Here is a 26435-nt window from a genome sequence, read left to right on the forward strand (position 1 = left end):
AGCTCCTCGGACTGACTAATGGCTGCCTCCCGTCCCGGCTTGGCGCTCGATCACGTCGCATTCGGACGGAGACGTCCGAATGCGAAAAACGTGATCGATTCCAGGAGTTGAGAGCATTGCTCTTGCGAAAAACCGGTAACCACTTTTTCGCGCAATGCTCTAACGCCTTACTTCGCCGCGATGACCGCGATCTCGACCGTGAACTGCGGCGCGGCGAGCTTGGCCTCGACCGTGGCGCGGCCCGGTGTCGCGCCCGCAACGATCCACTTGTCCCAGACGCCGTTCATCTCGGCGAAGGTCGCCATGTCGGCAAGCCAGATGTTGACCATCAGCAGCTTCGTCTTATCGGTCCCGGCCTCGGCCAGCAGCGAATCGATGATACCGAGGATCTCGGAGGTCTGTTCGGCGACGCTCTTGCCGGCCGCCTTGTCGGCAACCTGACCGGCGAGATAGACGGTGTCGCCGTGAACGACGGCCTTGGACATGCGGGGGCCGACGCCGATGCGCTGAATGCTCATGCTCTTGTCTCCTGAAAAAGGGCGCTTGCTGGTAGCCCGAGCCGGAGGCTTTCGCAAACGCTAGAGCAGGATGCGAAAAACTGGGAACCGGTTTTTCGCGTGAGCGATGCTCTCAACTCCTGGAATCGATCCCGTTTTTCGCATTCGGACGATGCCGTCAGGCCAGCGTCGTCCAGCCGGCCCAGAGCGCGCCGTAACGCGCGGCCTTGCCGAGGAGCACGAGCCCGATGAAACGCCCGAGCGGATAGTTCAGCGTACCCGCCACGAATGTCAGTGGATCACCCAGGACAGGCAGCCAGGCGAAGAGCAGGGACGGCCAGCCGAAGCGCGCGAACCCGCGCTGCGCTTTGGCAAACTTTTCCGGATCAGGCCGCAGCCTTGCCGGCAGGCGCTCGACGCCGCCATGGGCGATCACGCGGCCGAGCCACCAGTTGACGACAGAGCCAGCCGTGTTGGCGAGACTCGCGACCAGGAACAGGGCCAGCGGATCGACGGATTTGGCCGCCAGCAGCCCGACGAAGACAATCTCCGACTGCGCCGGCAGCAGCGTCGCGGCCACGAAGGCCGCGCCCGCCATCAGACCGAGAGCGGAAAGATCGAGCTGCTCCAGCACCGCTACAGATTCCTATCGCGCAAAACGAGAGCAATTTCCGATCGAGTTGGATCGTTCAATTGCTCTCGATCTTTGTCTTAACGCGTTTTCTTCACGCGAACCGGTACCCACTTCGCTCGAAAACGCTCTCGCTGGCCGGGGCATCAGTCCAGCATCGCGGCAAGCGCATTGACGGTGTTGGCGTTGCGCAACGTGCCGATGCCGAGTTTTTTGGTCGTCAGATGCGAGAGCAGCTTGGTCTCGCTCGGTTTGCCGCCGAAATCGATCCATAAATCGCCGTCCGCAAGGGCGAGCCCAATACCGGGCGTGGCGATCCTGCCGAGCATGGACAAGGCGTCCGGGCCGAGTGGGCTTCGCATGACGCGGATGCCGATATCGGCGCCGTTCCCTTCCGGGAAGGGATTTTGGGCGGCAAGCCGCCGCCAGGCCTGCGCCGTGCGCAGGATGATATCGACATGCTTGCCAAAACGCGTGCGGAAAGCCGCTTCCAATCGGCTCTCAATCGCTGGGAGGGGCGCATCGTCGCCCTCGAAGATCAGATTGCCGGTGGCGACCCAGCTGCGCGTATCGCCAAAGCCGAGCGCCGCCACCATAGCCTTCAGATCCGCCATCACCAGCCGCTTGCCGGGGCCGAGCACAATCGAGTGCAGGAGGGCGACATAGGTCGTCATGGCGGCGCTACAGCCGCCGCAGCGCCACTTGCTGGATGCGGTGGCTCGCGCCCTTGGTCAGGATCAGGCTGGCGCGCTGGCGGGTCGGCAGGATGTTCTCCTGCAGATTCGGCAGGTTGATGCCGCTCCAGAGCTTCTCCGCAATCGAAAGCGCCTCGTCCTCGTCGATCTCGGCATATTTGCGGAAGAAGGAGCGCGGATCGCGGAAGGCGGTCTGGCGCAGGGTCATGAAGCGGTTGACGTACCAGCGGTGCAGATCGTCCTCATCGGCGTCGAGATAGACCGAGAAGTCGAAATAATCCGAGACGAAGGGGATGACTTTGCCGTCCTTGGGCATGCGGCTCGGCTGCAGAACGTTCAGGCCTTCCAGGATCAGGATATCGGGCCGCTCGACCGTGACCTCCTCGCCCGGCATCACGTCATAGACCAGGTGCGAATAGACCGGGGCGGAAACCGAGGGCTTGCCGGCCTTGACGTCGGAGAGGAAGCGCAGGATCGCCGAGCCGTCATAGCTTTCGGGAAACCCCTTGCGCTGCATCAGCCCGCGCCGCTCCAATTCGGCATTGGGCAAAAGGAAGCCGTCAGTGGTGACGAGCTCGACCTTGGGCGTGTTGGGCCAGCGCGAGAGCAGCGCCTTCAACACGCGCGCCGTGGTCGACTTGCCGACCGCGACCGAGCCGGCGACGCCGATGATATAGGGAACCTTGACCTCGGCCTCGGCCATCAGGAAGCGCTGCGTCGCCTTGAACAGGCCTTGCGTGGCCGCGACATAAAGCGAGAGCAGGCGCGACAATGGCAGATAGATCGCCACGATCTCGTCCAGCGAGATCGGGTCGTTGATCGATTGCAGCTTGGTCAGGTCGTCAACCGACAGCGTCAGCGGCGTGTCGGCGCGCAAGTGCGCCCATTCATCGCGCGTGAAGCTGCGATAGGGCGAGCCCAGCTCGGGATCGGCCGGGGCGGGGATCAGACGCTGGTCCATGAGGCGACCCGCATTCCAGGCTTCGAGGTTCAACGCAGGACTAGCCTCGGCTTCTCAACGGGACCGCGCGGCCTTCTCCGCCAGACCGGAGCGCACCGTGCGAGCCTCAAGCTGGCTCAACACGTCCCGCAATGCAACATCGCGCGACAAAAGCACGACTAACAGATGATAGAGCAGATCGGCGCTTTCGGCGATCAGCTCGTCGCGATCGCCCTTCACGGCGGCGATGACGGCCTCCACCGCCTCCTCTCCGAGCTTTTTTGCAGCGCGCTCAGGACCGGCGGCGATGAGCTTCGCCGTCCAGGATTCCTCGGGCGAGGCTTTCGCCCGCTCGGCGATGATGCGTTCGAGGTCCGCGAGGGTGAAAGCGCTCATCAGCTCAATCCAGCCGCATCGCCAGACCCGCCGCCGCCATGTGGTCCTTGGCCTGCTGGATCGTGTAGGTGCCGAAATGGAAGATCGAGGCCGCGAGCACCGCGCTGGCATGGCCATCCCGCACGCCTGCCACGAGATCGTCGAGATCGCCGACGCCACCCGAGGCGATCACGGGAACCGAGACGGCATCGGCGATGCGCTCGGTCAGGCCGAGGTCATAGCCCGATTTGGTGCCGTCGCGGTCCATCGAAGTGACGAGCAGTTCGCCGGCGCCCAATGAGACGACCTCGCGGGCGAAGGCGACAGCCTCGAGCCCCGTGGCGTTGCGCCCGCCATGGGTGAAGATCTCCCAGCGGCCGGGCGAAACCTGCTTGGCGTCGATGGCGACGACGACGCATTGGCCGCCGAACTTTTCCGCCGCCTCCTTGACGAAACTGCGATTGGTCACGGCCGCCGTGTTGATCGAGACCTTGTCGGCCCCCGCCAGCAGCAGCGCCCGGATATCCTCGACCTTGCGCACGCCACCGCCCACCGTCAGCGGCATGAAGCAGGCCTCGGCCGTGCGCGTCACGACATCGAACAGGATGCCGCGATCCTCATGGCTGGCCGTGATGTCGAGAAAACAGAGCTCGTCGGCGCCCGCCGCGTCATAGGCCTTGGCGGCTTCGACCGGATCGCCGGCATCGACGAGATCGAGAAACTTCACGCCCTTGACGACGCGGCCGTCCTTGACGTCGAGGCAGGGGATGATGCGGGTTTTCAGGGTCATCAGTGCTGCTGGGCCAAGGCGAAATCGGATAATCGAGCGCATATAGCGCCGCGGCCGCCCGGCACGCAAACACAGCCCGCAAGGAGCCCGGATTGATCGGCGGCGCGTTCCCTGCTCTCCTGCCCGCCATAAGCAAGAACAGAGGGATTTCCATGACGCTCACCACGACATTCAAGGGCCTGAAGCTGACGGCGGAAGGCCTCACTGTCAGACTTGGCCTCACTGTCAGACTTGGCCTTGCTATCGGGCTTGGCCTTGCTGTCGGGCTCGGCCTCGGCGCAGCCGCGCTTGCCCAGACCCCGGCGAGCCAGCTCGACGCCATCCAAAGCCGCGGCGCGCTGCAGGTCTGCACCACCGGCGACTACAAGCCGTTCACGCTGGCCAAGGACGGCAGCTATGAGGGCATCGACATCGAGCTGGCGAAATCGCTCGCCAAGGCGCTCGGCGTCGAGGCCAAGTTCGTCCAGACGAAATGGTCCGATCTCCTGACCGATATGGGGGCAGGAAAATGCGACGTCGCCATGGGCGGCATTTCGGTGACGCTCGACCGACAGAAGAAGGTCTTCTTCTCCGCGCCTTACCTCATCAACGGCAAGGCGCCGATCGTGCGCTGCGCTGACAAGGCGAAGTTCCAGACAATCGCCGACATCGACAAGCCGGAGACCCGTGTCGTGGTCAATCCCGGCGGCACCAATGAGCGTTTCGTGCGGGCGAATTTCAAGAAGGCCGACATCCGCGTCTACCCCGACAACGTCACCATCTTCGACGAGATCCTGGCCGGCCGAGCCGATCTGATGATCTCGGAATCGATCGAGACCAAGGTCCAGGAGAAGGCCAAGCCGGGCTTGTGCGCCGTCAATCCCGACGAGCCACTGCAATATGGCGAGATGGGCTACATGCTCCCGCGCGGCGACGCGACCTTCAAGGCCTTCGTCGACCAATGGCTGCATCTGGCCAAGGCGACCGGCGAATTCGCCGGGATCTACAACCAGTTCGTGAAGTGAGGGATAAAACCGGCAGTAGTCGGCGGCTCAGGCCGCCGTCTCGCTTCCGGCCTTCGCCAGCCGCGCCAGCGCCGCAGCCGGGTCGATCCGCCCGTCATAGAGCGCCCGGCCCGTAATCGCGCCCTCCAGGATTGCCGCATCGGGCGCACAGAGCCGCTCGATGTCGGCCATGGAGGCAAGCCCGCCCGAGGCGATGACGGGAATCGTCAAGGCGTTCGCCAGCGCGATGGTGCCGTCCCAATTGATGCCCTGGAGCATGCCGTCACGCGCGATGTCAGTGTAGACGATCGCCGCGACGCCGGCATCCTCGAAGCGGCGGCCGAGATCATCCGCCGCCAGCGCCGAGGTCTCGGCCCAGCCCTCGACTGCGACATAACCGTCGCGCGCATCGATGCCGACCGCGACCTTGCCCGGAAAGGCCTTTGCCGCCGCTTTGACGAAGCCGGGGTCGCGCACCGCGGCCGTGCCGATGATGACGCGGCGCACGCCCTTCTTCAGCCAGCCCTCGACAGTCGCCATGTCGCGGATGCCACCGCCGAGCTGCACCGGGAAGGCGACGCGGGCGAGGATCGCCTCGACAGCGGCCGCATTCATCGGCTTGCCGGCGAAGGCGCCGTCGAGATCCACGACATGCAGCCACTGGAAGCCCTGGGCCTCGAAAGCGGCTCCTTGAGCAGCGGGATCGTCATTGAAGACGGTAGCCTGGCCCATGTCGCCCTGTTTGAGGCGGACGCACTGGCCATCCTTGAGATCGATGGCGGGAAAGAGAATCACGGCGTCCACCTGAGGAAATTGGCGATCAGCTTCAAGCCGAGCTTCTGGCTCTTCTCGGGATGGAACTGCGTGCCGGCAACGTTGCCGCGCGCCACCATCGCGGTGACGGGGCCGCCATGCTCGGTCAGCGCCAGCACATCCTGCGGCCGCTCGGGCGTCAGCGCATAGGAGTGCACGAAATAGGCATGCAGCCCTTCCGGCCCGGTCTCGATGCCGTCGAGCAGCGCATGCTCATCCTGCTTGTGCAGGGTGTTCCAGCCCATATGCGGGATCTTGAGGCTGTCATCGTCGGGCACGATCAGCGCGACATCGCCCGGAATCCAGCCAAGGCCCTGCGTCACGGTGTATTCGAGCCCACGCGAGGCCAGAAGCTGCATGCCGACGCAGATGCCCAGGAAAGGCCGCTGCTTCTGGCGGACGACCTCCTCGAGGGTTTCGACCATGCCCGGCACGGCATCGAGCCCGCGCCGGCAATCGGCGAAGGCGCCGACACCAGGCAGCACGATGCGATCGGCTCGGCGCACCTCGGCGGTGTCGCTGGTGACGCGGATGGTCGAACTGAGCCCGGACTCGCTCGCCGCCCGCTCGAAAGCCTTGGCGGCCGAGTGCAGATTGCCCGAGCCGTAGTCGATGATGGTGACGAGCTGGCTCATCGGCCCCGCGCCTCCGGGAACAGGCCGATGATCGGCAGCGAGGCTGCGGGCTGCTGGCGTGCGGGTGCAACAGGGGCCGCGCGCGGCGGCACGACCTCGCCGGCCAAGGCGCGCTCGAAATAGCGCCGCTCGGCCTCGGGCAGTCCTCGCGCCTCGACGACATCGGCCAGCCGCCAGCCCTGGCGCGCGAGCTTGCGGGCGATCAGGTTCTGGCCCTCGAAGCCGAGGAACAGCGCCAGCGCCCAATGCGCCAGGATCAGCGCGCCGGTGCTGAGGCCGAAGCGGCTCTGCACATAGAACAGCGCGCCCCAGAGCAATGCGAAAACGGCAGTCGCCAGCCAGAGCCGGTTGAACAGCAGCCAGAACCCGCCCAGCACGAAGGCCGACCAGGTAAACGTCTCCGGCAGCAGGCGCGCCTGCTCGATCTCCTCGCGCGGGCCGCCGGAGCCTGGCGGCGGGATCATCACGGTATAGAACGCCATCGTCGTCTCCTCAGAGAGCGCCCTTGGTCGAGGGCACGCGGCCGCCCTCGCGCGGATCGACCTCGAGCGCCTGCCGCAAGGCGCGCGCCAGGCCCTTGAAGCAGCTCTCGGCGATATGATGGGCGTTGTCGCCATAAAGCGTCTCGACATGCAGCGTGATGCCGGCATTCATCGCGAAAGCCTGGAAGAACTCGCGCACCAGTTCGGTGTCGAAGCTGCCGATCTTCTCCGCCTTGAACTGCGTACGGAAGACGAGGAAGGGCCGGCCGGAGACGTCGACCGCGACGCGGGTCAGCGTCTCGTCCATCGGCAGATGCACGTCGGCATAGCGGCGGATGCCCTTCTTGTCGCCGAGCGCTGCTTTGAGCGCCTCGCCCATTGCGATGCCGGCATCCTCGACCGAATGGTGATCGTCGATATGGGTGTCGCCCTTCACGGTGACGCTGGTGTCGATCAGCGAATGGCGGGCGAACAGGTCGAGCATATGGTCGAAGAAGCCGACGCCGGTCGCAATCTCAGCCTTGCCCGTGCCGTCAAGCACGAGCTTGACCGCGATGTCGGTCTCGTTGGTGCGGCGCTTCACTTCGCCAGAACGCATGCTGACCTCTGGTGTTTACGGATTTGGCGTCGCTTTAGCAGTCGGGCGGCGGGAAGGCCATCGCGATCCCGCCGCGGGATTAATGCACGCGCCACCTGCGGGCCTCAACGCGTCATTGAGCCTTCGCGGGAGGCGCACCGAACCTCGCCAGGAACGCGTTCGCGCGCGGCATCGCATCATGGAGGAACTGGCCGGGTTCGCGTAGCCACAGCCCGTCATAGGTTTTCGATTTCGCATTCGAGATCAGCACGTCCTGCGGCAAAGAGACCAGGGTGCCGTCCCAGCCCGGCCACCAGCGCCGTCCCTTGGCCCAATGATGGGCGAGCAACGTCTCCTCGCAGCGATAGCCGTGAAAATCGAAAGCCGTCTTACCGTTCGTGACGAAGACGTGGTTGCCGGTGAATCCTGCCGCTGGTCTGATCCAAACGGCACTGAAACCATGATCGGGATACGCATCGAGGAAAGCATGGGCGAGGATGTGACAGGCGCCGCAGGCGAAGAAGACGCGCTCAGGCAGATTCCAGCGTTTCACCGGGTTGCTCTTGATACCGGGCTCCAGCCTGAACATGTTGGCGGCTTCCACTTGTCCTGAGGCCGAGACCGAATCGCAATGTCAGACGCTAGCAACGCCCCCGTGATGCACGCCACCACCATCTTGATGGTGCGCAAGGGCGGCAAGGTCGTGATCGGCGGCGACGGCCAGGTCTCGCTCGGCCAGACCATCATGAAAGGCAACGCGAAAAAAGTGCGCCGCCTCGCCAAGGGCGCGGTGATCGCGGGCTTCGCGGGAGCCACAGCCGACGCGTTCACGCTGTTCGAGCGCTTGGAGACGAAGCTCGAGCAATACCCGACCCAGCTGCTGCGCGCCTGCGTCGAGCTCGCCAAGGACTGGCGCACCGACCGCTATCTGCGCCGGCTGGAGGCGATGCTGCTTGTCGCCGACAAGGAGGTCTCGCTCCTGATCTCGGGCACGGGCGACGTGCTGGAGCCGGAGACGAGCGAGCACGGCTCGGTAATGGCAATCGGCTCCGGCGGCAATTATGCGCTCTCGGCCGCGCGCGCGCTGATCGATATCGAACCGGATGCCGAGACGATCGTGCGCAAGGCGATGAAGATCGCCGGCGACATCTGCGTCTACACCAACCACAGCCTCGTCATCGAGACGCTGGACGCCGTCTGACGGCCTGATTTACGGACAGCAAATGACTTCCTTCTCTCCCCGCGAGATCGTCTCCGAACTCGACCGTTTCATCGTCGGCCAGAATGACGCCAAGCGCGCTGTCGCCATCGCGCTGCGCAATCGCTGGCGCCGGCAGCAGCTCGAAGGGCCGCTGCGCGAGGAGGTTTCGCCTAAGAACATCCTGATGATCGGGCCGACCGGCTGCGGCAAGACCGAGATCGCGCGCCGCCTCGCCAAGCTCGCCGGCGCGCCCTTCCTCAAGGTCGAAGCGACCAAGTTCACCGAGGTCGGCTATGTCGGCCGCGATGTCGAATCGATCGTGCGCGATCTCGTCGAGGTCGCGATCGGGCTGGTGCGCGAGAGCCGGCGCAAGGACGTGCAGGCAAAAGCCCATATCGCCGCCGAGGAGCGCGTGCTCGACGCGCTGGTCGGCTCGACCGCGAGCCCCGCCACGCGCGACAGCTTCCGCCGCAAGCTGCGCGCCAACGAGCTCGACGAGAAGGAGATCGAGGTCGAGATCGCATCGGGCGGCGGCGCTGCCGCGCCGATGTTCGAGCTTCCCGGCATGCCGGGCGCCTCGATCGGCGCGATCAATCTCAGCGACATGTTCGGAAAGGCCTTCGGCCAGAAGGGCAAGCCGAGGCGCGTGCTGGTCAAGGACGCCTATGGCCCGCTCCTGACCGAGGAGAGCGACAAGCTGATCGACCAGGAGGCGATCGTGCAGGCCGCGATCCGCGAGGTCGAGAATAACGGCATCGTCTTCCTCGACGAGATCGACAAGATCTGCTCCCGTGAGGGCAAAAGCGGGGCCGACGTTTCGCGCGAGGGCGTGCAGCGCGACCTCTTGCCGCTGATCGAAGGCACGACGGTCGCAACCAAGCATGGCGCGGTGAAGAGCGACCATATCCTGTTCATCGCGTCGGGCGCCTTCCACGTCTCACGGCCCTCCGACCTGCTGCCGGAATTGCAGGGCCGCTTGCCGATCCGCGTCGAACTGCACCCGCTCGACGTCGAGGATTTCAAGCGCATCCTGACCGAGACGGAGGCGAGCCTGATCAAGCAGACGGTGGCGCTGATGGCGACCGAGGAGGTCACCATCCACTTCACACCCGACGCGATCGACGCGATCGCGCGCATCGCGGTGGATGTGAATTCGACGGTCGAGAACATCGGCGCGCGGCGCCTGCAAACCGTGATCGAGCGCATTCTCGACGAGATCTCCTTCACCGCGCCCGACCGCTCCGGCGACACGGTCACCATCGACGGAGCCTATGTCGAGGCGCGCATCGGCGATCTCGCGAAGAACGCCGATCTGAGCCGGTTCATCCTCTGATGCAGAAGCCGGCGGAGGGCGCGCCGGAATCATCCCGTCTCGCCCGCGATTCGGCCGTCGTCGGCACGGCGACGATCCTGTCGCGCCTGCTCGGCTTCGCCCGCGACGTGCTGATCGCAAGGTTATTGGGCGCAGGCCCGGTGGCTGACGCCTTTCTCGCCGCGCTGCGCCTGCCCAATCTGGTGCGGCGCGTTCTCGGCGAAGGCGGGCTGAACGCGCCCTTCGTGCCGCTCTATCTCGCCATCAAGGCGGAGCGCGGAGAGGAGGCGGCCAGGCGGTTCACCGGTGAGGCGGCCGGATATCTCGGCCTGCTGCTGCTTGGCCTGGTCGTGCTCGGCGAAATCTTTGCGCCCTGGGTCGTGCTGGGCTTGGCCGGCGGCTTCGCGGAGGAGCCGCAGACGCTCGCGCTCGCCGCGCATTACACCAGGCTGATGCTGCCTTTCCTGCTGCTGACGACGCTGGCCGCCATGCTGGCGGCAGTGCTCAACGCGGAGAAACGCTTCACGCTGGCCGCGCTCGCGCCCGCGCTGATGAACGCGCTCCTGGTCGGCTTCCTCATGGTCTCGCTGGGGCGCGGCCTGGAAGCCGAGCTTGCAGCGCAGTCGCAAGCCGCTCTGGTCAGCCTGACCGGGCTCGCCCATCTCGGCCTGATCCTGTTCGCCCTGCGCAAGATGTTTGCCCTGCACAAGACCGGGCTTGCGCGCCCGAGCCTGCGCTGGTCACCTGAGATGGCACGGCTGGTCCGGACCGGCGGCGCGACCCTGCTGGCGGCCTCGGCAGCGCAGCTCGTACTGCTGGTGGCGACACAGATCGCCTCCGCCGAGCCGGGCTCGGTCGCCGCGCTGTACTATGCCGACCGCGTCTTCCAGCTGCCGCTCGGCTTCGTCGGCGTGGCGATGGGCACCGTCGTCTTGTCCGAAATGGCTGATTCGGCGAAGACGAGCGGGCCGGACGCCCGGCTCGGACAGGCGCTGGCGCTCGGCCTCGCGCTGGCGCTGCCGGCGGCGCTCGCACTTTTCGTGCTGGCGGAGCCGATCGTCTCCGTGCTGTTCGAGCATGGCCGCTTCGGCGCGGAGGATCGCGCCCGCACCGCTGCCGCGCTCGCAGGCTTTGCGCTCGGCCTGCCCTTCGCCGTCGTCGCGAAGGTCTTCGGACAGGTCTATTTCGCCCGTCAGACGCCGCGCCTGCCCTTGCTGGCGGGGTGTCTCGCCGTCCTTGTCGCGGCGCTTGCCGGCTATGCCTTGGCCGGAAACGGCAACGCCGCCCAGATGGCGGCCTGCGCGGCGAGCCTGGCTTTCCTGGCGCAGGCGGTGCTGCTTGGCATGGCGCTGCTGCGTGACGGAATCTGGCGCCCCAGCATTGCCAATCTGCGTCCCATCGCCGCCAGCCTTGCGGCTAGCGCCATCATGCTGGGCGTTCTGCTGGTTCTCTCATCCCTGCTCGCCGCCAGGCTGGCGCCGACGCAATCGATGCTCTGGCGCGTCGCTGGGCTGGCGGCTCTGTGCACTGGGGGAGCCTTTTCCTATGGCGCTGCCGGCCTGCTTCTGGGCGCCTTTGGCGCCTTCCCCTTGCCGCGCTACTTGCGCAAGCGGCGGGCATGAGCCAGAAGCCCCCCTCCTTTTCCTCGTTCGTGATCACGGAGCGCCCGATGGCGACCTTTCACCAGCGCGTCTTCTCAGGCATGCAGCCGACTTCGACGCTGCATCTCGGCAATTATTTGGGCGCGCTGACCAACTGGGTCGCGATGCAGCAGACGCATGAATGCATCTATTGCGTCGTCGACATGCACGCGATCACCATGTGGCAGGACCCAGCCGACCTGAAGCGGGCGATCCGCGAGGTCACCGCGGCTTATGTCGCGGCCGGCATCGACACCAAGAAAAGCATCATCTTCAACCAGAGCCAGGTCGCCGGCCATGCCGAGCTTGCCTGGATCTGCAATTGCGTCGCGCGGCTGGGCTGGATGAACCGCATGACCCAGTTCAAGGAGAAGGCCGGCAAGGACCGCGAGAACGCCTCGCTCGGTCTTTACGCCTATCCGAGCCTGATGGCGGCCGACATCCTGCTCTACAAGGCTACGCATGTGCCCGTCGGCGAGGACCAGAAGCAGCATCTCGAGCTGACACGCGACATCGCCCAGAAGTTCAACAACGACTTTGCGACTGAGATCGCGGAGCGGAATCTTGGCACTGGCAATCTCGGCTTCTTTCCGCTGCCCGAACCGATGACGCAGGGCCCGGCGCCGCGCGTCATGAGCCTGCGCGACGGCACCAAGAAGATGTCGAAATCCGATCCGTCCGACTATTCGCGGATCAACCTGACCGACGATGCCGAGACCATCGCCCAGAAGGTGCGCAAGGCGAAGACCGATGCGGAGGCGCTGCCTTCCGAGGAAAAGGGGCTGGAGGGCCGGCCCGAGGCCGAGAACCTCGTCGGCATCTATGCCGGGCTCGAAGGCGTCACCAAGGCGCAGGTGCTGAGCCAGTTCGGCGGCGGGCAGTTCTCCGGCTTCAAGGCGGCGCTGGTCGATCTCGCCGTCGCCAAGCTCGCGCCCATCGCCGGCGAAATGCGCCGTCTGCTCGCCGAACCCACCCATATCGACGCGATTCTCGGCAATGGGGCGGAGCGCGCGCAAGCCATCGCCGCGCCGATCCTGGCCGACGTCAAGGACATAATCGGCTTCGTCCGGCGCTGAGTTTTCCGCTGCAACCTCGGTGGGCTTGCGCTGACGCTGCGGCGCGGTTCACCATGCCGGCTCCTGGCGCGCGATCGGTTCGGGACGACACATCCCGAACCGTGAATCGTCCGCCTCTGTTTTGAGTGAGAGCCGGTCACACGCCTTGGATCGAAACGATCCGAGGCGCCCCAATTCTCGAAGCGGCGACAGGTCATCCCAATGGTCAAGCGACGACGGTCCTATGAAGCGGGCCATCGCCCGAAATTCCTCGCGGTGGTCGACGACAGCGCGGAATGCGCCAAGGCGGTGCGCTTCGCGGCGCGGCGCTGCGCCCGCGTCGGCGCCTCGATCGTGCTGCTCGGCGTGGTCACGCCGCCCGAGCATGAGACCTGGCTTGGCGTCGGCGAGGTGATGCAGGCCGAAGCCGAGGCGCAGGCCGAGGCGCTGATCGACGCGGCGGCGAACGCCGTGCGGACGCTCGCCGGGCTCGAGCCCGAAAAGGTCGTGCGCACCGGCGTGAAGGCCGACGAGGTGGTCAAGCTGATCGAAGCGGACGAGGACATCTCCCTGCTCGTGCTCGCCGCCGGCACAGGGCGCGACGGCCCGGGCCCTCTCGTCAGCGCGCTTGCCGGCAAATCCGCCGGCACCTTCCCGATCCCGGTCGCCATCGTGCCGGGCTTTCTGGAGGATGAGGAGATCGACGCGCTGGCGTGACGAAGGAAGCGTGGATGGCCGGGACGAGCCCGACCATGACGAAACGCGCGCTTCCTGCTGGAATGATTCCAACGCCGGGCTTATATCGGGGGCAGGAACGGCGGCCTTGACCTGCCGGCGCCGGAGGTTAGCCATGTTCATCCAGACCGAAGCAACACCCAATCCCGCCACGCTGAAATTTCTGCCCGGCCGCACCGTGATGCCGGACGGAACGCTCGAACTGCGTGATTCCGAGCAAGCCGAGCGCTCACCGCTGGCCCAGCGCCTGTTCGGCGTGAACGGCGTCTCCGGCGTCTTCCTCGGCTCCGATTTCATCACCGTGACCAAATCCGACGGCGAATGGCCCCATCTCAAGCCCGCCATCCTGGGCGCGATCATGGAGCATTTCATGTCGGGCGCGCCGGTGCTCGCGAACGGCTCGGAAGCGGATGTCATCGAAGAGGGCGAGTTCTTCGCACCCGAGGACGCCAAGACGGTCGAGACGATCAAGGATCTGCTCGAGACCCGGATCCGCCCGGCGGTGGCCGGCGATGGCGGCGACATCACCTTCCGCGGGTTCAAGGACGGCACGGTCTATCTCGCCATGAAGGGTTCCTGCTCGGGTTGCCCCTCCTCGACCGCGACGCTGAAGCACGGCATCCAGAACCTGCTGCGCCACTTCCTGCCGGATGTGCGCGAGGTCGAGGCGGTCTGAACGGAATTCCATTGCTCTTGCACTGTCGGCACAACGATTCGCGCCGTCAGCCCGGATCTCCGCGGCTTCGCCGCTTGTCCGGGATGACGGCGCAGTTCCTCGATTTATGAAGCTAGAAACGGCAAAAGACACCGATGCGCATCCTCGCGATCGACACCGCGCTCGGCGCCTGTTCCGCCTGCGTGCTGGAAGCCGGCCAGGCTGAGCCGCTGGCGATCGAGCAAATCGCGATGGAGCGCGGCCATGCCGAGGCGCTGATGCCGCTGGTCGAGCGCGTCATGAAGGCGGTAGAGGGCGGCTTCGCCTCGCTCGACCGCGTCGCCGTCACCGTCGGTCCGGGCAGCTATACCGGCCTGCGTGTCGGCATCAGCGCGGCCCGCGCCATTGCGCTCGCGGCCGGCATCCCGGCGATTGGCGTCACCACGCTGGCCGCGACCGCAGCCCCCTTGATCGGGCGCGAATCCGGGCGGGTGATCGCGGCTGCACTCGATGCCAAACACGGCCAGGTCTGGTTCCAGGCGCTAAGTTCGCAAGGCAAGCCATTGGTCTCGCTGCGTCAGGTCAACCACCGCGACGCCGCCCGCGCCATCGGGGCGGGGCCCGTCAGCCTGATCGGTTCGGCCGCGATGGCGGTCGCCAATGAAGCCTGGGCGATTGGGCTCGATGCCTTGGTGCTCGACGAGAGCAGGGCGCCCGACGTGACCTGGGTCGCGCGGCTCGGAATGATCGCCGATCCCGAGGATGCACCGCCGCGCCCGCTCTACCTCAAGGCGCCGGAAACGACGCCGCAGGATCGCGCTCGGCTGCCGCGGCGCTGAATCAGCACTTGCCAGCGGTTCAGTCTGTGCCATCAAGCGCCATGGACTGGCTGCGCAGATTGCTCCACCCCGAATCGGCCCCGGCCCGTACCGGCCGCCTCGACGTGCGCCATGCGCGCCATGTCGCGGCGCTGCACCACCAGGGCGGCTTCGCGCGTGGCTGGGAACCCGGCGAATGCGCCGCGCTGCTCGCCGATCCCGCGATCATCTCCGAAGGCGTCTTCGCGGGGAACAGCCCCCACCCCGCCGGCTTCGTGATCTCGCGCAAGGCGGCCGACGAGGCCGAAATCCTCAGCATCGTGGTGGGGCGCGCCCATCGCCGCGACGGACTCGGGCGGGCGCTGCTCCACGCCCATCTCGGCCAGCTCGCCGCCAGCGGCGTCCAGCATGTCTATCTGGAGGTCGAGGACGGCAACTTGCCGGCCGAACAGCTCTACCGCCATTTCGGTTTTCGTGAGGTCGGCCGGCGCAAGAATTACTACGCCAAGAGCGACGGCAGCCGCACCGGCGCGGTGACGATGCGGCTCGATCTCGCGTGACCGAGGCCGCCCGCGCATGAACGGACTTCGCCCCGGCGCGACCCTGAGGCTCACCGCGCTCGCCGCGTGCGCGCTCCTGCTCCTGCCGGCGCAGCTCGTCGCGATGCGGCTCGGGCCCCGCCATGGCGCCACGATTCCGCGCCTGTTCCACCGCCTCACCTGCCGCTGCCTCGGCGTGCATCGCCGCGTCAGGGGCACACCGCCGCCGCCCGGGGCGGCGGGGCTGATCGTCGCCAGCCATGTCTCCTGGCTCGACATCGCGGTGATCGGGGCTTTGCGGCCCTTGTCCTTCGTGGCCAAGAGCGAGGTCGCGGGCTGGCCGGTGATCGGCTTCCTGGCAAAGCTGCAACGCACCGTCTTCATCGACCGGATGCGCCGCGGCGCCACCGCCGATGTGGCGGCGGAAATGGGTGCGCGGCTCGCGGCTGGCGAATCGATCGTGCTCTTTGCGGAGGGGACGACGGGCGACGGCACGCGCATCCTGCCCTTGCGCTCCTCCCTGCTGGGGGCGGCGCATGAGGCGCTCGGCAAAAGCGAGGGCCGCGACATCCCGGTCTATCCGCTGACGATCACCTATACCGGCTTCCACGGCCTGGCCGGCGGCCGGGCCGAGCGCACCGCGCTCGCCTGGTATGGCGACGAGGATTTGGCGCCGCATCTCAAGGCCGTGCTCGATGCGGGTACGATCGATGTCGAACTCGTCTGGGGCGCGCCGATCGCTATGGGCGCCAGGACCTCGCGCAAGGAGGCGACGCGACTGGCCGAGGCCGCGATCCGCCAGGCGCGGCGCGACGCTGTCACCGGGCGGCAGGGCGCCTGACCGGCGATGGCGACGAGCCATCTGGCTCGGTTGTTGCTTTGCTGATCAGCGCCTCCTGGAGCATGGTCATTTCCTCGCGACGCAATCAGGAGTAAGGAGACGGTTTGGAGACCCGACCCGCCACGATGAAGAAAGTCCACATCAAGTCCTTCGGCTGCCAGATGAACGTCTATGACGGGCAGCGCATGGCCGATATCCTGAGCGAACAAGGCTATGAGGAGACCGCGACGCCCGAAGGCGCGGACCTGATCCTGCTCAACACCTGCCATATCCGCGACCGCGCCGTGCAGAAGGTCTATACCGAGCTCGGCAAGCTGCGCGATCTGAAGGTCGCGCAGAAGGCCAACGGACAGCACACGAAGATCGTCGTGGCCGGCTGCGTCGCGCAGGCGGAAGGTGCGGAGATCCAACGCCGGCAGCCGGCCGTCGATCTCGTCGTCGGCCCGCAGGCCTATCACCGCCTGCCGGCCCTGCTGGCGGAGGCCGCGAGCCGGCGCACCGTCGATACCGACCTGCCGATCGACGACAAATTCGGACATTTGCCGGCGCCCACGCCCAAGGCGATCCGCCAGCGCGGTATCTCGGCCTTCGTCACCGTGCAGGAAGGCTGCGACAAGTTCTGCGCCTTCTGCGTCGTGCCCTATACGCGCGGCGCGGAATTCTCGCGGCCTGTCGCGCAGATCATGACCGAAATCGAGCGATTGGCGGCCTCGGGCGTGCAGGACGTCACGCTGATCGGCCAGAACGTCAACGCCTATCACGGCGAAGGCCCCGGCGGTGCCGTCTGGGGCCTGGCGCGCTTGATGCAGCGCGTCGCCGAGGTGCCCGGCATCGGCCGCATCCGCTACACCACGAGCCATCCGCGCGACATGGCCGACGATCTGATCGCCGCCCATCGCGACCTGCCGCAGCTGATGCCCTTCCTGCATTTGCCGGTGCAGGCGGGCTCCGACCGGATTCTGGCGGCGATGAACCGCAAGCATACCGCCGACGAGTACCGCCGCCTGATCGAGCGCATCCGGGCGGCGCGACCCGACATCGCCTTGTCCTCGGACTTCATCGTCGGCTTTCCCGGCGAGAGCGACAGCGATTTCGAGGACACGCTGCGCCTCGTCGACGAGATCGGCTTCGCCTCGAGCTATTCCTTCAAATATTCGCCGCGCCCCGGCACGCCCGCCGCCGATCTCGGCGAGCAGGTCGCGCCCGAGGTGATGAGCGAGCGCCTGCTGCGCCTGCAGGAGCGCATCGAGCACCACCGCCAGGCTTTCAACCACGCCATGGTGGGGCGCACCGTCGAGGTGCTGCTGGAACGTGTGGGCCGCCACCCCAGACAGCTTGCGGGAAAAACCCCCTACCTTCAGGCTGTGCAGATCGAGACTGAGTCGAATCAGATCGGCGACAAGGTTCAGGTGGTGATCGAGCGGGCGGGGTCCAACTCGCTGTTTGGCCGCAAGGCCGGGCCGGACGAGGTTCCGAGAAAGGGACTGGCGGCTTGAACGCGACCCGGTTCGACCCGATTTTCTTGAGGCAGGGCAGCGCCTGTCATCAGACTGAGATTGTTGCGTTCGGTTATGTTGCAGGACGACGCGTTGCAAGACGGCTCATTGCAAGACGACCCGGCCTCACGCTCCTGTCCGGCCGGCCCACTCGCCAGGGAGACGACGCTATTGGCACAGGCTGACCAGGTGACCCCGAGACCGGAACGAGGCCCACGGCGTGAGACGACGCCGGCACGCGTCGAGACCCTGACGCGCGACGGATTGCCCGCCACCGAGGTCCTGCTCTCCTTCGATGACAACCGGCTGGCGAGCCTTGTCTTCGGCGATTACGACCAGAATCTCGCGCATCTGGAGCGGCGTCTCGGCGTCGTGATCAGCCCCAACGGCAACCACGCCACCATCAGGGGCCCGCGCGAGACCGCCGAACAGGCCGGGCGCGTGCTGAAGACGCTTTATACGCGGGCCAAGGCCGGCGCTTCCGTCACCCTCGGTGAGGTCGATGGCGCGATCGAGGAGAGCAATGTGCAACGCTCCTTCTTCCCGGCCGCCGACGCCGGCAAGGCCTCTTTTGACGCGATCGTGACGCGCAAGCGCGGACCGGTGCGCGCCCGCAATGCTGCGCAGGACGCCTATCTGCGCCAGCTCAAGCGCAACGAACTCGTCCTCGCCGAAGGCCCGGCCGGCACCGGCAAGACCTGGCTCGCCGTCGGCCATGCCGTCTCGCTGATCGAGCAGGGTGTGGTCGAGCGCATGGTGCTGTCGCGCCCGGCTGTCGAGGCCGGCGAGCGGCTCGGCTTCCTGCCCGGCGACATGCGCGAGAAGGTCGACCCTTACCTGCGGCCGATCTACGACGCGCTGAACGACTTCATGGAGGCCCGCCATGTCGAGCGCGCCCTGCAGACCGGCATGATCGAGATCGCGCCGCTCGCCTTCATGCGCGGACGCACGCTGACCAACGCCGTCGTGCTGCTCGACGAGGCCCAGAACGCGACCTCGGTCCAGATGAAGATGTTCCTGACCCGCCTCGGCGAGGGCTCGCGCATGATCATCACCGGCGACCCGACCCAGATCGACCTGCCGCCGGGCCAGCGCTCGGGCCTGATCGAGGCCGTCAAGCTGCTCTCAGGCGTCGAGGGCGTCGGCTATGCCAAGTTCGAGGAGGGCGACGTCGTCCGTCACGATCTCGTGCGCCGCATCGTCATGGCCTATGAGGGCGCGGCCCGGCGTGAGCGCGAGGAACGCGAGGAGCGGCTGCGCGCACTCGAGCCCCAGCCCCCGATCGAAGACGATACCGAGGGCCTGAAGCGCACCTTGTCGCGGGAGCGGCCGCGATGAACGACCGACCTCGCATGCGGCGCTCGGCGCCGCATGCTGACAGGCCCGCGCCGGAGTTGACCCTGGCGCTGAGGATCCAGGCGAAACGCTGGCGCGAGCTTGCCGATCTGCGCCAGCGCGTGGCGGATGCGACGCAGGCCGCGCTCGCCGTTGCGCCTATCACGCCGCTCGAAGGCGCCGAGCTCAGCCTGCTGATGACCGATGATAAGCGCATCCGCGTGGTCAACCGCGACTGGCGCGGCTTCGACAAGCCAACCAATGTTCTCTCATTTCCGGCCGCGCCGCCTGAGCGGATCGCTGGCAGCCCGGTTCTCGGCGACATCGTCCTGGCCTATGAGACGATTGCCCGCGAGGCGCAGGACGAGGGCAAGGATTTCGGCGACCATGTCAGCCATCTTGTGATACACGGCCTGCTGCACCTGCTCGGCGAGGATCACGAAACACCAGCGCAGGCCGAACGGATGGAAGCGCTCGAGATCGCGGCGCTCGCCCGGCTCGGCATCGCCGACCCCTATGCGGACTCAGAGCCGCTCGCCCCAACCCCGGTTCTCTCCACAGCATCATGAGCGACGACAGTCGATCTACCCAGACAGACGCCACCGGTCGTGGCCTCTCCCATTGGCTTGGCCAGTTCCTCGAACGGCTCGGCATGCGCAGCGGCGCGACGATCCGCGAGGATATCACCGAAGCGCTGGCGCAGGACCGCGACAGCGGCCAATCGGCCGATCTGAGCGCGCAGGAGCGCGTGATGCTCTCCAATGTGCTCAGCCTGCGCGAGCGCCGCGTCGGCGACGTGATGGTGCCGCGCGCCGATATCATCGCCGTCCCCGCCGATGCGACGCTGGACGAATTGCTGGCGCTGTTTCGGACGGCGGGCCATTCGCGCCTGCCGGTCTTCGACGATTCGCTCGATGACCCGCGCGGCATGGTCCATATCCGCGACTTCCTGGAATTCATCGCCGAACAGGGCAAGTCCGAGCCGAGCCCTGGCCTGTCGGAGCCGGCGCTGCACAATCTCGCCGCGGTCGACCTCTCGACCACGCTGGCGAGTGCGAAGATCCTGCGCCCCGTGCTCTATGTCCCGCCCTCGATGCCCGCGGTCGACCTGCTCGTGAAGATGCAGGCGACACGGACGCATATCGCCCTCGTGATCGACGAGTATGGCGGAACGGACGGGCTGGTCTCGATGGAGGATCTCGTCGAGATCGTCGTCGGCGACATCGAGGACGAGCACGATCTCGACGAAGCTCCCGCGATCGCCGCCACGGGCCAGGACCGCTTCACCGCCGATGCGCGCGCAACGCTCAACGAACTCAAGGATGCGACCGGCATCGATCTCTCGGATACGGAAGTCGCCGAGGAGATCGACACGCTGGGCGGGCTGATCGTGACGCTGGCCGGCCGCGTACCGGCGCAGGGCGAGACGATCGAGGGGCCGGAAGGCCTGTCCTTCGAGATCATCGAGGCCGATCCTCGCCGAATCAAGCGGCTCAGCATTCTCCGGCGCAGCACGGCGGCCCCCGATACGGCGCCGCAGGCGGAAGCCGGCTGATGCGGCTCTCTGCGCTGGCCGACGGGATCATCCTCTCCTGGGGATGGCGCAAGCGCCTGATCGCGCTCGTTACGGGCGCCAGCGGCGCGCTCGCCCTGCCCCCGCTCGATCTCTGGCCGCTGATCGTCGTGCCCATGACCGTCGCCGTCTGGCTGATCGACGGAGCCGTCGGCGCCACAGCGTCGAGCCGCTTCAGGGCGGCCTTCGCGGCGGGCTGGTGGTGGGGCTTCGGCTTCTTTCTCGCCGGCCTCTGGTGGCTGGGCGCGGCCTTCCTGGTGGAGGCCGATAAATTCGCCTGGGCGATGCCGCTCGGTGTCGTCGCCCTGCCGGCCTTTCTCGCCCTGTTCCCGGCAGTGGCCTTCGGCTGCGCACGGCTGCTCTGGCCGGCCGGGGCGGGACGCATCCTCATGCTCGCCGTGGCGCTGACCGTCAGCGAATGGCTGCGCGGCCATGTGCTGACCGGCTTTCCCTGGAACGTCTACGGCATGATGCTGGCCGGCCAGGGCTTCATCGCGCAATTCACCGCGCTCGGCGGGCTCTATGGATTGACGCTGCTGGCGGTCGCGATCGGCGCGGCGCCTGCGACCCTCGGCACGGCCGAGGCCGGCGTGAGGCGCTGGCGCGCGCCGATCCTCTCCGTCTTGACGCTTGCCGCTCTCATCGGCTTTGGCGCCTGGCACGTCCCGAACGCGGCGGCGCCCGTGGTTGCCGGCGTGAAGCTGCGGTTGATGCAGCCGAACCTGGCGCAGGACGCCAAGTTCAACGCCCGTAACGGCGAGGCGATTCTGAACGAATATCTCGCGCTCAGCGACCGGGCGACGAGCCCCTCGACGCTCGGCGTGCAGGACGTCACGCATTTGATCTGGCCGGAATCGGCCTTTCCCTTCCTGCTCGGCCGCTCGCCCCAGGCGCTCGCGCGCATCGCCGCGGCCTTGCCGCCGAACACGACGCTGATCACCGGCGCGGCGCGGGCAGGCGAGGCGCTGCCCGGCGAAAGCCGGCCGCCGATCTTCAATTCGGTGCAGGTCGTGAACGACGAAGGTGTGATCGTCTCGAGCTACGACAAGGTCCATCTCGTGCCCTTCGGCGAGTATCTGCCGCCGGTCCTGGAACGCTTGATCCGCAGTGTCGGGCTGTCGGAATTCGTCTCGATTCCCGGCGGCTTCGCGGCAGGCACGCGGCACACTCCGCTCTCGATCCGCGGCCTGCCCGCGGTCGCGCCGCTGCTCTGCTACGAGGCGATCTTCCCCGGTGAGGTCATGCCGCAGCAGGGCCCGCGCCCAGGCCTGATGCTCAACCTGACCAATGACGGCTGGTTCGGCCAGACCAGCGGACCTTACCAGCACCTGGCCCAGGCGAGGATGCGCGCCATCGAGGAAGGGCTGCCGCTGGTACGTGTCGCCAATACCGGAATCTCGGCGGTGATCGATGGTTATGGCCGCATCACAGCCAGCTTGCCCCTAGGCACACAGGGTGTTCTCGATGCAAACTTGCCGCAAGCAGCTCCCGTTACGCTCTATGCACAATTCGGAGATGCCGCTTTAGTGGGGCTCATTGCGCTGTTCTTGCTGCTTGCGCGGGTTCGAGCGGGTTGATCATCCCATCTGGAACTTTTTTCCTGCGAAAGGGATGGCTGTTCCCGCTGGAAGCATATAAATTGCTAAAATAAATTCATGCCTGCCGGATGATAGATTTCCAAGAAAACTGACCCGAGGGTGGTCGATTCATGATCAAAAAAGTGCCCAACCCGATCGACCGCCATGTCGGAAGCCGTGTCCGGATGCGCCGAATGCTCGCTGGAGTCAGCCAGGAGAGGCTCGGCGAGGGTCTCGGACTGACCTTCCAGCAGGTCCAGAAATACGAAAAAGGCTCGAACCGCATCAGCGCCAGCCGCTTGCAGCAGATCGCCAAGATGCTGGACGTGCCGGTCTCCTTCTTCTTCGACGGAGCCCCGACCGGCGACATGCCGGCGGGCGGCTTCTCCGATGCCGCCTCGACAGCCTATGTCTCCGACTTCATGGCGACCAGCGAAGGCGTGCAGCTGACAAAGGCTTTCGTGCGCATCAAGAGCGGGCGGGTGCGACGGCGCATTGTCGATCTCGTCGAGGCGCTGGCGGAAGAAGACAGCGGAATCGCGTGATCTAGCTCTCTTTTTGTTCGTCCTGACGAACACGGCTCCCGAAAAACGGATTTCCGGCTTGACGGCGAACGCGCCCGCTGCAAAGAGGGTGGCCGTTTTCGTGGGCCGATCGTGTCGTCACGCCGGTCATTCGCCAACCCCATTCGAAGGGTTATCTGACCGTGTCACGCCAGAATTACCTGTTCACCAGCGAATCCGTCGGTGAAGGCCACCCCGACAAGATCTGCGACCGGATTTCCGACGAGGTCGTCGACCTGTTCTTCAAGGAAGCGGCGAAAGCCGGCATGGACTCGGCCCAGGTGCGCGTCGCCTGCGAGACTCTGGCGACCACCAACCGCGTCGTCATCGCCGGCGAGGTCCGCACCTCGCTCGACGAGAAGGCGATGAAGAGCAAGGTCAAGTCGGCGGCGCGCAAGGCGATCAAGGCGATCGGCTACGAGCAGGACGGCTTCCACTGGAAGAAGTGCAAGATCGACGTGCTGCTGCACGCCCAGTCGGCCGACATCGCTCAAGGCGTCGACGCCAACGGCAACAAGGATGAAGGCGCGGGCGACCAGGGCATCATGTTCGGCTATGCCTGCCGCGAGACGCCCGAGCTGATGCCGGCGCCGATCTATTACGCCCACAAGATCCTCGAAGTGCTGGCCAAGGCCCGCCACGCCAAGGAAGGCTCCGCCGCCAAGCTCGGTCCCGACGCCAAGAGCCAGGTCACGGTCAAGTACGAGAACGGCAAGCCGGTCGGCGTCACCCAGATCGTGCTCTCGACCCAGCATATCGACGAGAGCCTGACCTCGGCCGACGTCCGCAAGATCGTCGAGCCCTATATCCGCGAGACGCTGCCCGAAGGCTGGATCTCCAAGGAGACCGTCTGGCACGTCAACCCGACCGGCAAGTTCGTCATCGGCGGCCCCGACGGCGACGCCGGCCTGACCGGCCGCAAGATCATCGTCGACACCTATGGCGGAGCCGCTCCCCATGGCGGCGGCGCTTTCTCGGGCAAGGACCCGACCAAGGTCGACCGTTCGGCGGCCTATGCCGCGCGCTATCTGGCCAAGAACGTCGTCGCCGCCAGGCTCGCAGATCGCTGCACGATCCAGCTCTCCTACGCCATCGGCGTCGCCAAGCCGCTCTCGATCTATGTCGACCTGCACGGCACCGGTAAAGTCGACGAGGCGAAGCTGGAGGCTGTTCTGGGCGAGGTCATGGACCTGACCCCGCGCGGCATCCGCACGCATCTTGCGTTGAACAAGCCGATCTATGCCAAGTCCGCCGCTTACGGCCATTTCGGCCGCAAGGCCGGCCGCGACGGCAGCTTCTCCTGGGAGAAGACCGATCTGGTCGATGCGCTGAAGAAGGCCGTCGCCTGAGCGACGGTTTCGACTGAATTGCATCAGGCCGGAGCCTTGGCTCCGGCCTTTTTCTTTTGATAGATCGCGCTAGAAACGCGCCGTCATTCCGGACAAGCCGCGCTAGCGGCGTAGATCCGGAATCCATCGAAGGCCGCGCTCGATGATGGATTCCGGGTCTACGCGGAGTTTATCCTTGAGCCGATCAAGGATCGGACCCGGGGGCTGCGCCCGGAATGACGCCGTATTTCCTTTGAAGAACCTCTTTGTACCAAAGACATGATGATGACCGACGATTTCGATCCTGACCGCGCCTTCTTCGGCCGTCGCAAAGGCAAGGCCCTGCGCGAAGGCCAGAATGCGATGATCGAGGGCGTATTGCCGCGTCTGCGCCTGCCTGATGGCGAGATCACCGATCTGGCGGCGCTGTTTCCGCAGCCCGTGACGGCGGTTCGGCTCGAGATCGGCTTCGGCGGCGGCGAGCATCTGCTGTCGCGGATGCGCGAGAGCCCTCAGATCGGCTTCATCGGCGTCGAGCCCTTCATCAACGGGATGGCGAAGTTCCTCGCCGTCATCGAGCGGGAAGGGCTGACCAATATCCGGCTTTGGGACGGCGACGCTGCGCTGATGCTGCCGCGCCTGCCGGCCGGTGGGCTCGATGCGATCGACCTGCTCTATCCCGATCCCTGGCCGAAGCGGCGCCAGCGCAAGCGGCGTTTCGTCTCCGAACGCACACTTGGCCTGTTCGCCCACTGTCTGCGCCCGGGCGGGCGCTTCCGCTTCGCCAGCGACATCGACGATTATGTCGGCTGGACGCTGGCGCGGCTCGCCCGCTCGCCCGATTTCGACTGGACGGATGAGCGCGCCGATGATTGGCGCAAGCCTTATCCCGGCTGGATCCGCACGCGCTACGAGGCGAAGGCCGTCGCGGCGGGCCGCGTGCCGAGCTACCTTACGGCTGTGCGTCGCGCATCCTGAGGAAGCCGAGCACGCGCTGGGCGGTCGTCGTGTTCAAGGTGCGGAAGCTCTGACGGGCGCGCTCGATCGCGACCTCCGACTTGCCGAGATCCTTGCGCAGGCCGATCAGCGCGCGCGTGGTCTCCCAGGACCAGCCGAGAGCACGGCCGACCAGGAGCACGGCGTCACGGTCCGTACCCAAGATGATCTGCTCGGTCGCCGGCAGGCCAAGCTGCGCCAGCGCCGCAACGGCGCACATCGCATGCTCCAAGGCGCCCGCAGCCGCGAATTCGACCAGCTTGGCCTCGTCGAGCTGGCCGGCTTCGTGGAGCCGGTTGATCTCGATCAGGGCCGCGTTGATCTTGGCGTAGCCGTCACTCATCTGCGCCTCGGCGACGATCGCCTGAGCACCGCGCTCGACGGCCATGTCGACCGCGCCGGCAAGCGAGGGCTCCAGCGTCGCCGTGAGGCGGCGGCGCGCCGAATTCTTGGCGGCGACCAGGAGCTGATCGAGCAATTCGGCCGGAATGTCGCTGCGCGAGCCCAAAGTCGCCTGGAGCGCATCGTCCTGGACGGCCCGCATCACCAGCACGCCCATGCCATGACGTGAGAAGCGCGCGGTCTGGTTTGCCGCCACCGCATGGGTGACGACGCGGCCACCGCGCAGAATCAGGAAATCCGTAACCGGCTCGCCGAGATCGGGCCGCTCGGTGATGGCGAGCATGTGATCGCGACCCTTGGCAGCGGAGACAGCGACCAGATCCTGGTCGGTGAGACGTTTTGAGGCGATCAGCACCGGTCTGGCGACGGCGATGTCGTCGAGCGCGAGCTGGCGCACGACGCCGCTCGGCGCATTGGGAATGGGAGCGAGCCGCTCCGACAATTCGATACGGGCCCGGACCTCGATGGCGCGCGAAAGCCGGCCGATCACCACGTCGAAAATGCTGACCTGGTCCTCTTCCATGCCCGCAGCAGTGCTGAGGAAAAGGTCGGTCAGGCGAGCCAGAATCTGAGTGCGGTCGTCAGTCGACCCACGCGTCATCGTCGCTTCAAGATCGCGCAACAGCGCACTCACCGAACTCATGCAGCATCCTCACGCAACGTCTGCGGCCGCACTATCGGCAAGAAGAATGACCAGCCGGTTAGCGTGAACGGAGAAAGCGCGACTTCCTGGATCGATCGATCCCGGCCCGCAATCGATCCAGACCTTGCATGCGTTGGCGAGCCAGACTAAATAGCGTCTAACAGCTCTGGTTTCGGTATCAGCCGATGATCAAGAGCGGGCCTGCCGGCCCGCTCTTTTTTATTGGCCGAAGCCCTGCCGGGGCCAGAGCATGATGCCGCACCGAAGACCCGCGTCAGCGATAGAGCGGAAACCGGTTTTCGGGCGAC

The 26435-nt window shown here is 66.2% G+C and carries 30 protein-coding genes; 18 read left to right on the plus strand and 12 right to left on the minus strand.

Annotated features, from left to right (window positions below; translation table 11 throughout):
- Positions 1–167 precede the first annotated feature (167 nt).
- From ACSQ3P_RS26840 to hisF, 6 genes are all read right to left on the minus strand, one after another.
- Positions 168–518 carry a RidA family protein gene (locus ACSQ3P_RS26840; RefSeq protein ID WP_092172631.1) on the minus strand — a complete coding sequence of 117 codons (351 nt, stop codon included), beginning with the start codon at positions 516–518 and terminating at the stop codon, positions 168–170.
- A 157-nt stretch (positions 519–675) separates the two neighbouring features.
- Entirely contained in the window at positions 676–1131 is a 456-nt protein-coding gene (locus tag ACSQ3P_RS26845) for a YqaA family protein (protein WP_436168518.1), read from the minus strand.
- Positions 1132–1274: 143 nt separating this feature from the next.
- On the minus strand, positions 1275–1802 hold the full coding sequence (locus ACSQ3P_RS26850) for a DUF1697 domain-containing protein (protein ID WP_436168519.1): 528 nt from the start codon (positions 1800–1802) through the stop codon (positions 1275–1277).
- Between the two features lie 7 nt (positions 1803–1809).
- Entirely contained in the window at positions 1810–2784 is a 975-nt protein-coding gene (gene coaA, locus ACSQ3P_RS26855) for a type I pantothenate kinase (protein WP_436168520.1), read from the minus strand.
- 54 nt (positions 2785–2838) lie between these two features.
- Complete coding sequence (locus tag ACSQ3P_RS26860; RefSeq protein WP_069689130.1) at positions 2839–3159, minus strand: phosphoribosyl-ATP diphosphatase; 321 nt, start codon at positions 3157–3159, stop codon at positions 2839–2841.
- Between the two features lie 4 nt (positions 3160–3163).
- Complete coding sequence (gene hisF, locus ACSQ3P_RS26865) at positions 3164–3928, minus strand: imidazole glycerol phosphate synthase subunit HisF (RefSeq protein WP_310155466.1); 765 nt, start codon at positions 3926–3928, stop codon at positions 3164–3166.
- Positions 3929–4080: 152 nt separating this feature from the next.
- On the opposite strand from hisF, the gene ACSQ3P_RS26870 reads away from it, so the two are divergent.
- Positions 4081–4932: a transporter substrate-binding domain-containing protein gene (locus ACSQ3P_RS26870; protein ID WP_436168521.1), complete on the plus strand. Its 852-nt coding sequence runs from the start codon at positions 4081–4083 to the stop codon at positions 4930–4932.
- A gap of 27 nt (positions 4933–4959) precedes the next feature.
- On the opposite strand, the gene hisA is transcribed toward ACSQ3P_RS26870, so the two are convergent.
- From hisA to ACSQ3P_RS26895, 5 genes are all read right to left on the minus strand, one after another.
- Positions 4960–5715 (minus strand): 1-(5-phosphoribosyl)-5-[(5-phosphoribosylamino)methylideneamino]imidazole-4-carboxamide isomerase, encoded by a 756-nt coding sequence (gene hisA, locus ACSQ3P_RS26875; RefSeq protein WP_436168522.1) that lies wholly within the window; start codon positions 5713–5715, stop codon positions 4960–4962.
- Positions 5703–6359 (minus strand): imidazole glycerol phosphate synthase subunit HisH, encoded by a 657-nt coding sequence (gene hisH / locus ACSQ3P_RS26880; protein WP_436168523.1) that lies wholly within the window; start codon positions 6357–6359, stop codon positions 5703–5705. Before hisH ends, hisA begins: the two co-directional genes overlap by 13 nt.
- Positions 6356–6841, minus strand: a complete 486-nt coding sequence (locus ACSQ3P_RS26885; protein WP_436168524.1) for a DUF2628 domain-containing protein — start codon at positions 6839–6841, stop codon at positions 6356–6358. The genes hisH and ACSQ3P_RS26885 overlap by 4 nt, the downstream gene beginning before the upstream one ends.
- Positions 6842–6851: 10 nt before the next feature.
- A complete protein-coding gene (hisB, locus tag ACSQ3P_RS26890; protein ID WP_436168525.1) occupies positions 6852–7439 on the minus strand; it encodes an imidazoleglycerol-phosphate dehydratase HisB in 588 nt (195 codons plus the stop codon).
- A gap of 112 nt (positions 7440–7551) precedes the next feature.
- Complete coding sequence (locus ACSQ3P_RS26895; protein WP_436168526.1) at positions 7552–8007, minus strand: hypothetical protein; 456 nt, start codon at positions 8005–8007, stop codon at positions 7552–7554.
- A 42-nt stretch (positions 8008–8049) separates the two neighbouring features.
- On the opposite strand from ACSQ3P_RS26895, the gene hslV reads away from it, so the two are divergent.
- The 17 genes from hslV (at position 8050) to trmB (ending at position 25064) form a co-directional block, all read left to right on the plus strand.
- Positions 8050–8619, plus strand: a complete 570-nt coding sequence (gene hslV, locus ACSQ3P_RS26900) for an ATP-dependent protease subunit HslV (protein WP_436168527.1) — start codon at positions 8050–8052, stop codon at positions 8617–8619.
- 22 nt (positions 8620–8641) lie between these two features.
- Positions 8642–9952 carry an ATP-dependent protease ATPase subunit HslU gene (hslU, locus tag ACSQ3P_RS26905; protein WP_436168528.1) on the plus strand — a complete coding sequence of 437 codons (1311 nt, stop codon included), beginning with the start codon at positions 8642–8644 and terminating at the stop codon, positions 9950–9952.
- Positions 9952–11553, plus strand: a complete 1602-nt coding sequence (gene murJ, locus ACSQ3P_RS26910; RefSeq protein ID WP_436168529.1) for a murein biosynthesis integral membrane protein MurJ — start codon at positions 9952–9954, stop codon at positions 11551–11553. The genes hslU and murJ overlap by 1 nt, the downstream gene beginning before the upstream one ends.
- Before the next feature lie 47 nt (positions 11554–11600).
- The gene (gene trpS / locus ACSQ3P_RS26915) at positions 11601–12647 is read left to right on the plus strand and encodes a tryptophan--tRNA ligase (protein ID WP_436168637.1); all 1047 of its coding nucleotides are present in this window, start codon (positions 11601–11603) and stop codon (positions 12645–12647) included.
- Between the two features lie 201 nt (positions 12648–12848).
- Positions 12849–13343: a universal stress protein gene (locus ACSQ3P_RS26920; protein WP_069689121.1), complete on the plus strand. Its 495-nt coding sequence runs from the start codon at positions 12849–12851 to the stop codon at positions 13341–13343.
- A gap of 133 nt (positions 13344–13476) precedes the next feature.
- Positions 13477–14037 carry a NifU family protein gene (locus tag ACSQ3P_RS26925; protein ID WP_069689120.1) on the plus strand — a complete coding sequence of 187 codons (561 nt, stop codon included), beginning with the start codon at positions 13477–13479 and terminating at the stop codon, positions 14035–14037.
- Positions 14038–14171: 134 nt separating this feature from the next.
- Positions 14172–14855, plus strand: a complete 684-nt coding sequence (gene tsaB, locus ACSQ3P_RS26930; RefSeq protein WP_436168530.1) for a tRNA (adenosine(37)-N6)-threonylcarbamoyltransferase complex dimerization subunit type 1 TsaB — start codon at positions 14172–14174, stop codon at positions 14853–14855.
- A gap of 26 nt (positions 14856–14881) precedes the next feature.
- Positions 14882–15394, plus strand: a complete 513-nt coding sequence (locus tag ACSQ3P_RS26935; RefSeq protein ID WP_436168531.1) for a GNAT family N-acetyltransferase — start codon at positions 14882–14884, stop codon at positions 15392–15394.
- Positions 15395–15410: 16 nt separating this feature from the next.
- Positions 15411–16214: a lysophospholipid acyltransferase family protein gene (locus ACSQ3P_RS26940; RefSeq protein ID WP_436168532.1), complete on the plus strand. Its 804-nt coding sequence runs from the start codon at positions 15411–15413 to the stop codon at positions 16212–16214.
- Positions 16215–16339: 125 nt separating this feature from the next.
- Entirely contained in the window at positions 16340–17710 is a 1371-nt protein-coding gene (miaB, locus tag ACSQ3P_RS26945; protein WP_436168533.1) for a tRNA (N6-isopentenyl adenosine(37)-C2)-methylthiotransferase MiaB, read from the plus strand.
- 249 nt (positions 17711–17959) lie between these two features.
- On the plus strand, positions 17960–19048 hold the full coding sequence (locus ACSQ3P_RS26950; RefSeq protein ID WP_436168638.1) for a PhoH family protein: 1089 nt from the start codon (positions 17960–17962) through the stop codon (positions 19046–19048).
- Entirely contained in the window at positions 19045–19614 is a 570-nt protein-coding gene (gene ybeY / locus ACSQ3P_RS26955) for an rRNA maturation RNase YbeY (RefSeq protein ID WP_436168534.1), read from the plus strand. The genes ACSQ3P_RS26950 and ybeY overlap by 4 nt, the downstream gene beginning before the upstream one ends.
- Positions 19608–20600, plus strand: a complete 993-nt coding sequence (locus ACSQ3P_RS26960; protein ID WP_436168639.1) for a hemolysin family protein — start codon at positions 19608–19610, stop codon at positions 20598–20600. The genes ybeY and ACSQ3P_RS26960 overlap by 7 nt, the downstream gene beginning before the upstream one ends.
- Complete coding sequence (gene lnt / locus ACSQ3P_RS26965) at positions 20600–22195, plus strand: apolipoprotein N-acyltransferase (RefSeq protein WP_436168535.1); 1596 nt, start codon at positions 20600–20602, stop codon at positions 22193–22195. The genes ACSQ3P_RS26960 and lnt overlap by 1 nt, the downstream gene beginning before the upstream one ends.
- Before the next feature lie 131 nt (positions 22196–22326).
- Positions 22327–22740 (plus strand): helix-turn-helix domain-containing protein, encoded by a 414-nt coding sequence (locus ACSQ3P_RS26970; RefSeq protein ID WP_092172562.1) that lies wholly within the window; start codon positions 22327–22329, stop codon positions 22738–22740.
- A 161-nt stretch (positions 22741–22901) separates the two neighbouring features.
- Positions 22902–24107, plus strand: a complete 1206-nt coding sequence (metK, locus tag ACSQ3P_RS26975; RefSeq protein WP_436168536.1) for a methionine adenosyltransferase — start codon at positions 22902–22904, stop codon at positions 24105–24107.
- Between the two features lie 264 nt (positions 24108–24371).
- Positions 24372–25064 (plus strand): tRNA (guanine(46)-N(7))-methyltransferase TrmB, encoded by a 693-nt coding sequence (gene trmB / locus ACSQ3P_RS26980; protein ID WP_436168537.1) that lies wholly within the window; start codon positions 24372–24374, stop codon positions 25062–25064.
- On the opposite strand, the gene ACSQ3P_RS26985 is transcribed toward trmB, so the two are convergent.
- Entirely contained in the window at positions 25039–26127 is a 1089-nt protein-coding gene (locus tag ACSQ3P_RS26985) for a DUF2336 domain-containing protein (protein WP_436168538.1), read from the minus strand. The genes trmB and ACSQ3P_RS26985 overlap by 26 nt on opposite strands.
- Positions 26128–26435 lie beyond the last annotated feature (308 nt).

It is taken from the genome of Allobosea sp. LjRoot9 (genome assembly GCF_964252745.1).
Classification (GTDB): domain Bacteria; phylum Pseudomonadota; class Alphaproteobacteria; order Rhizobiales; family Beijerinckiaceae; genus Allobosea.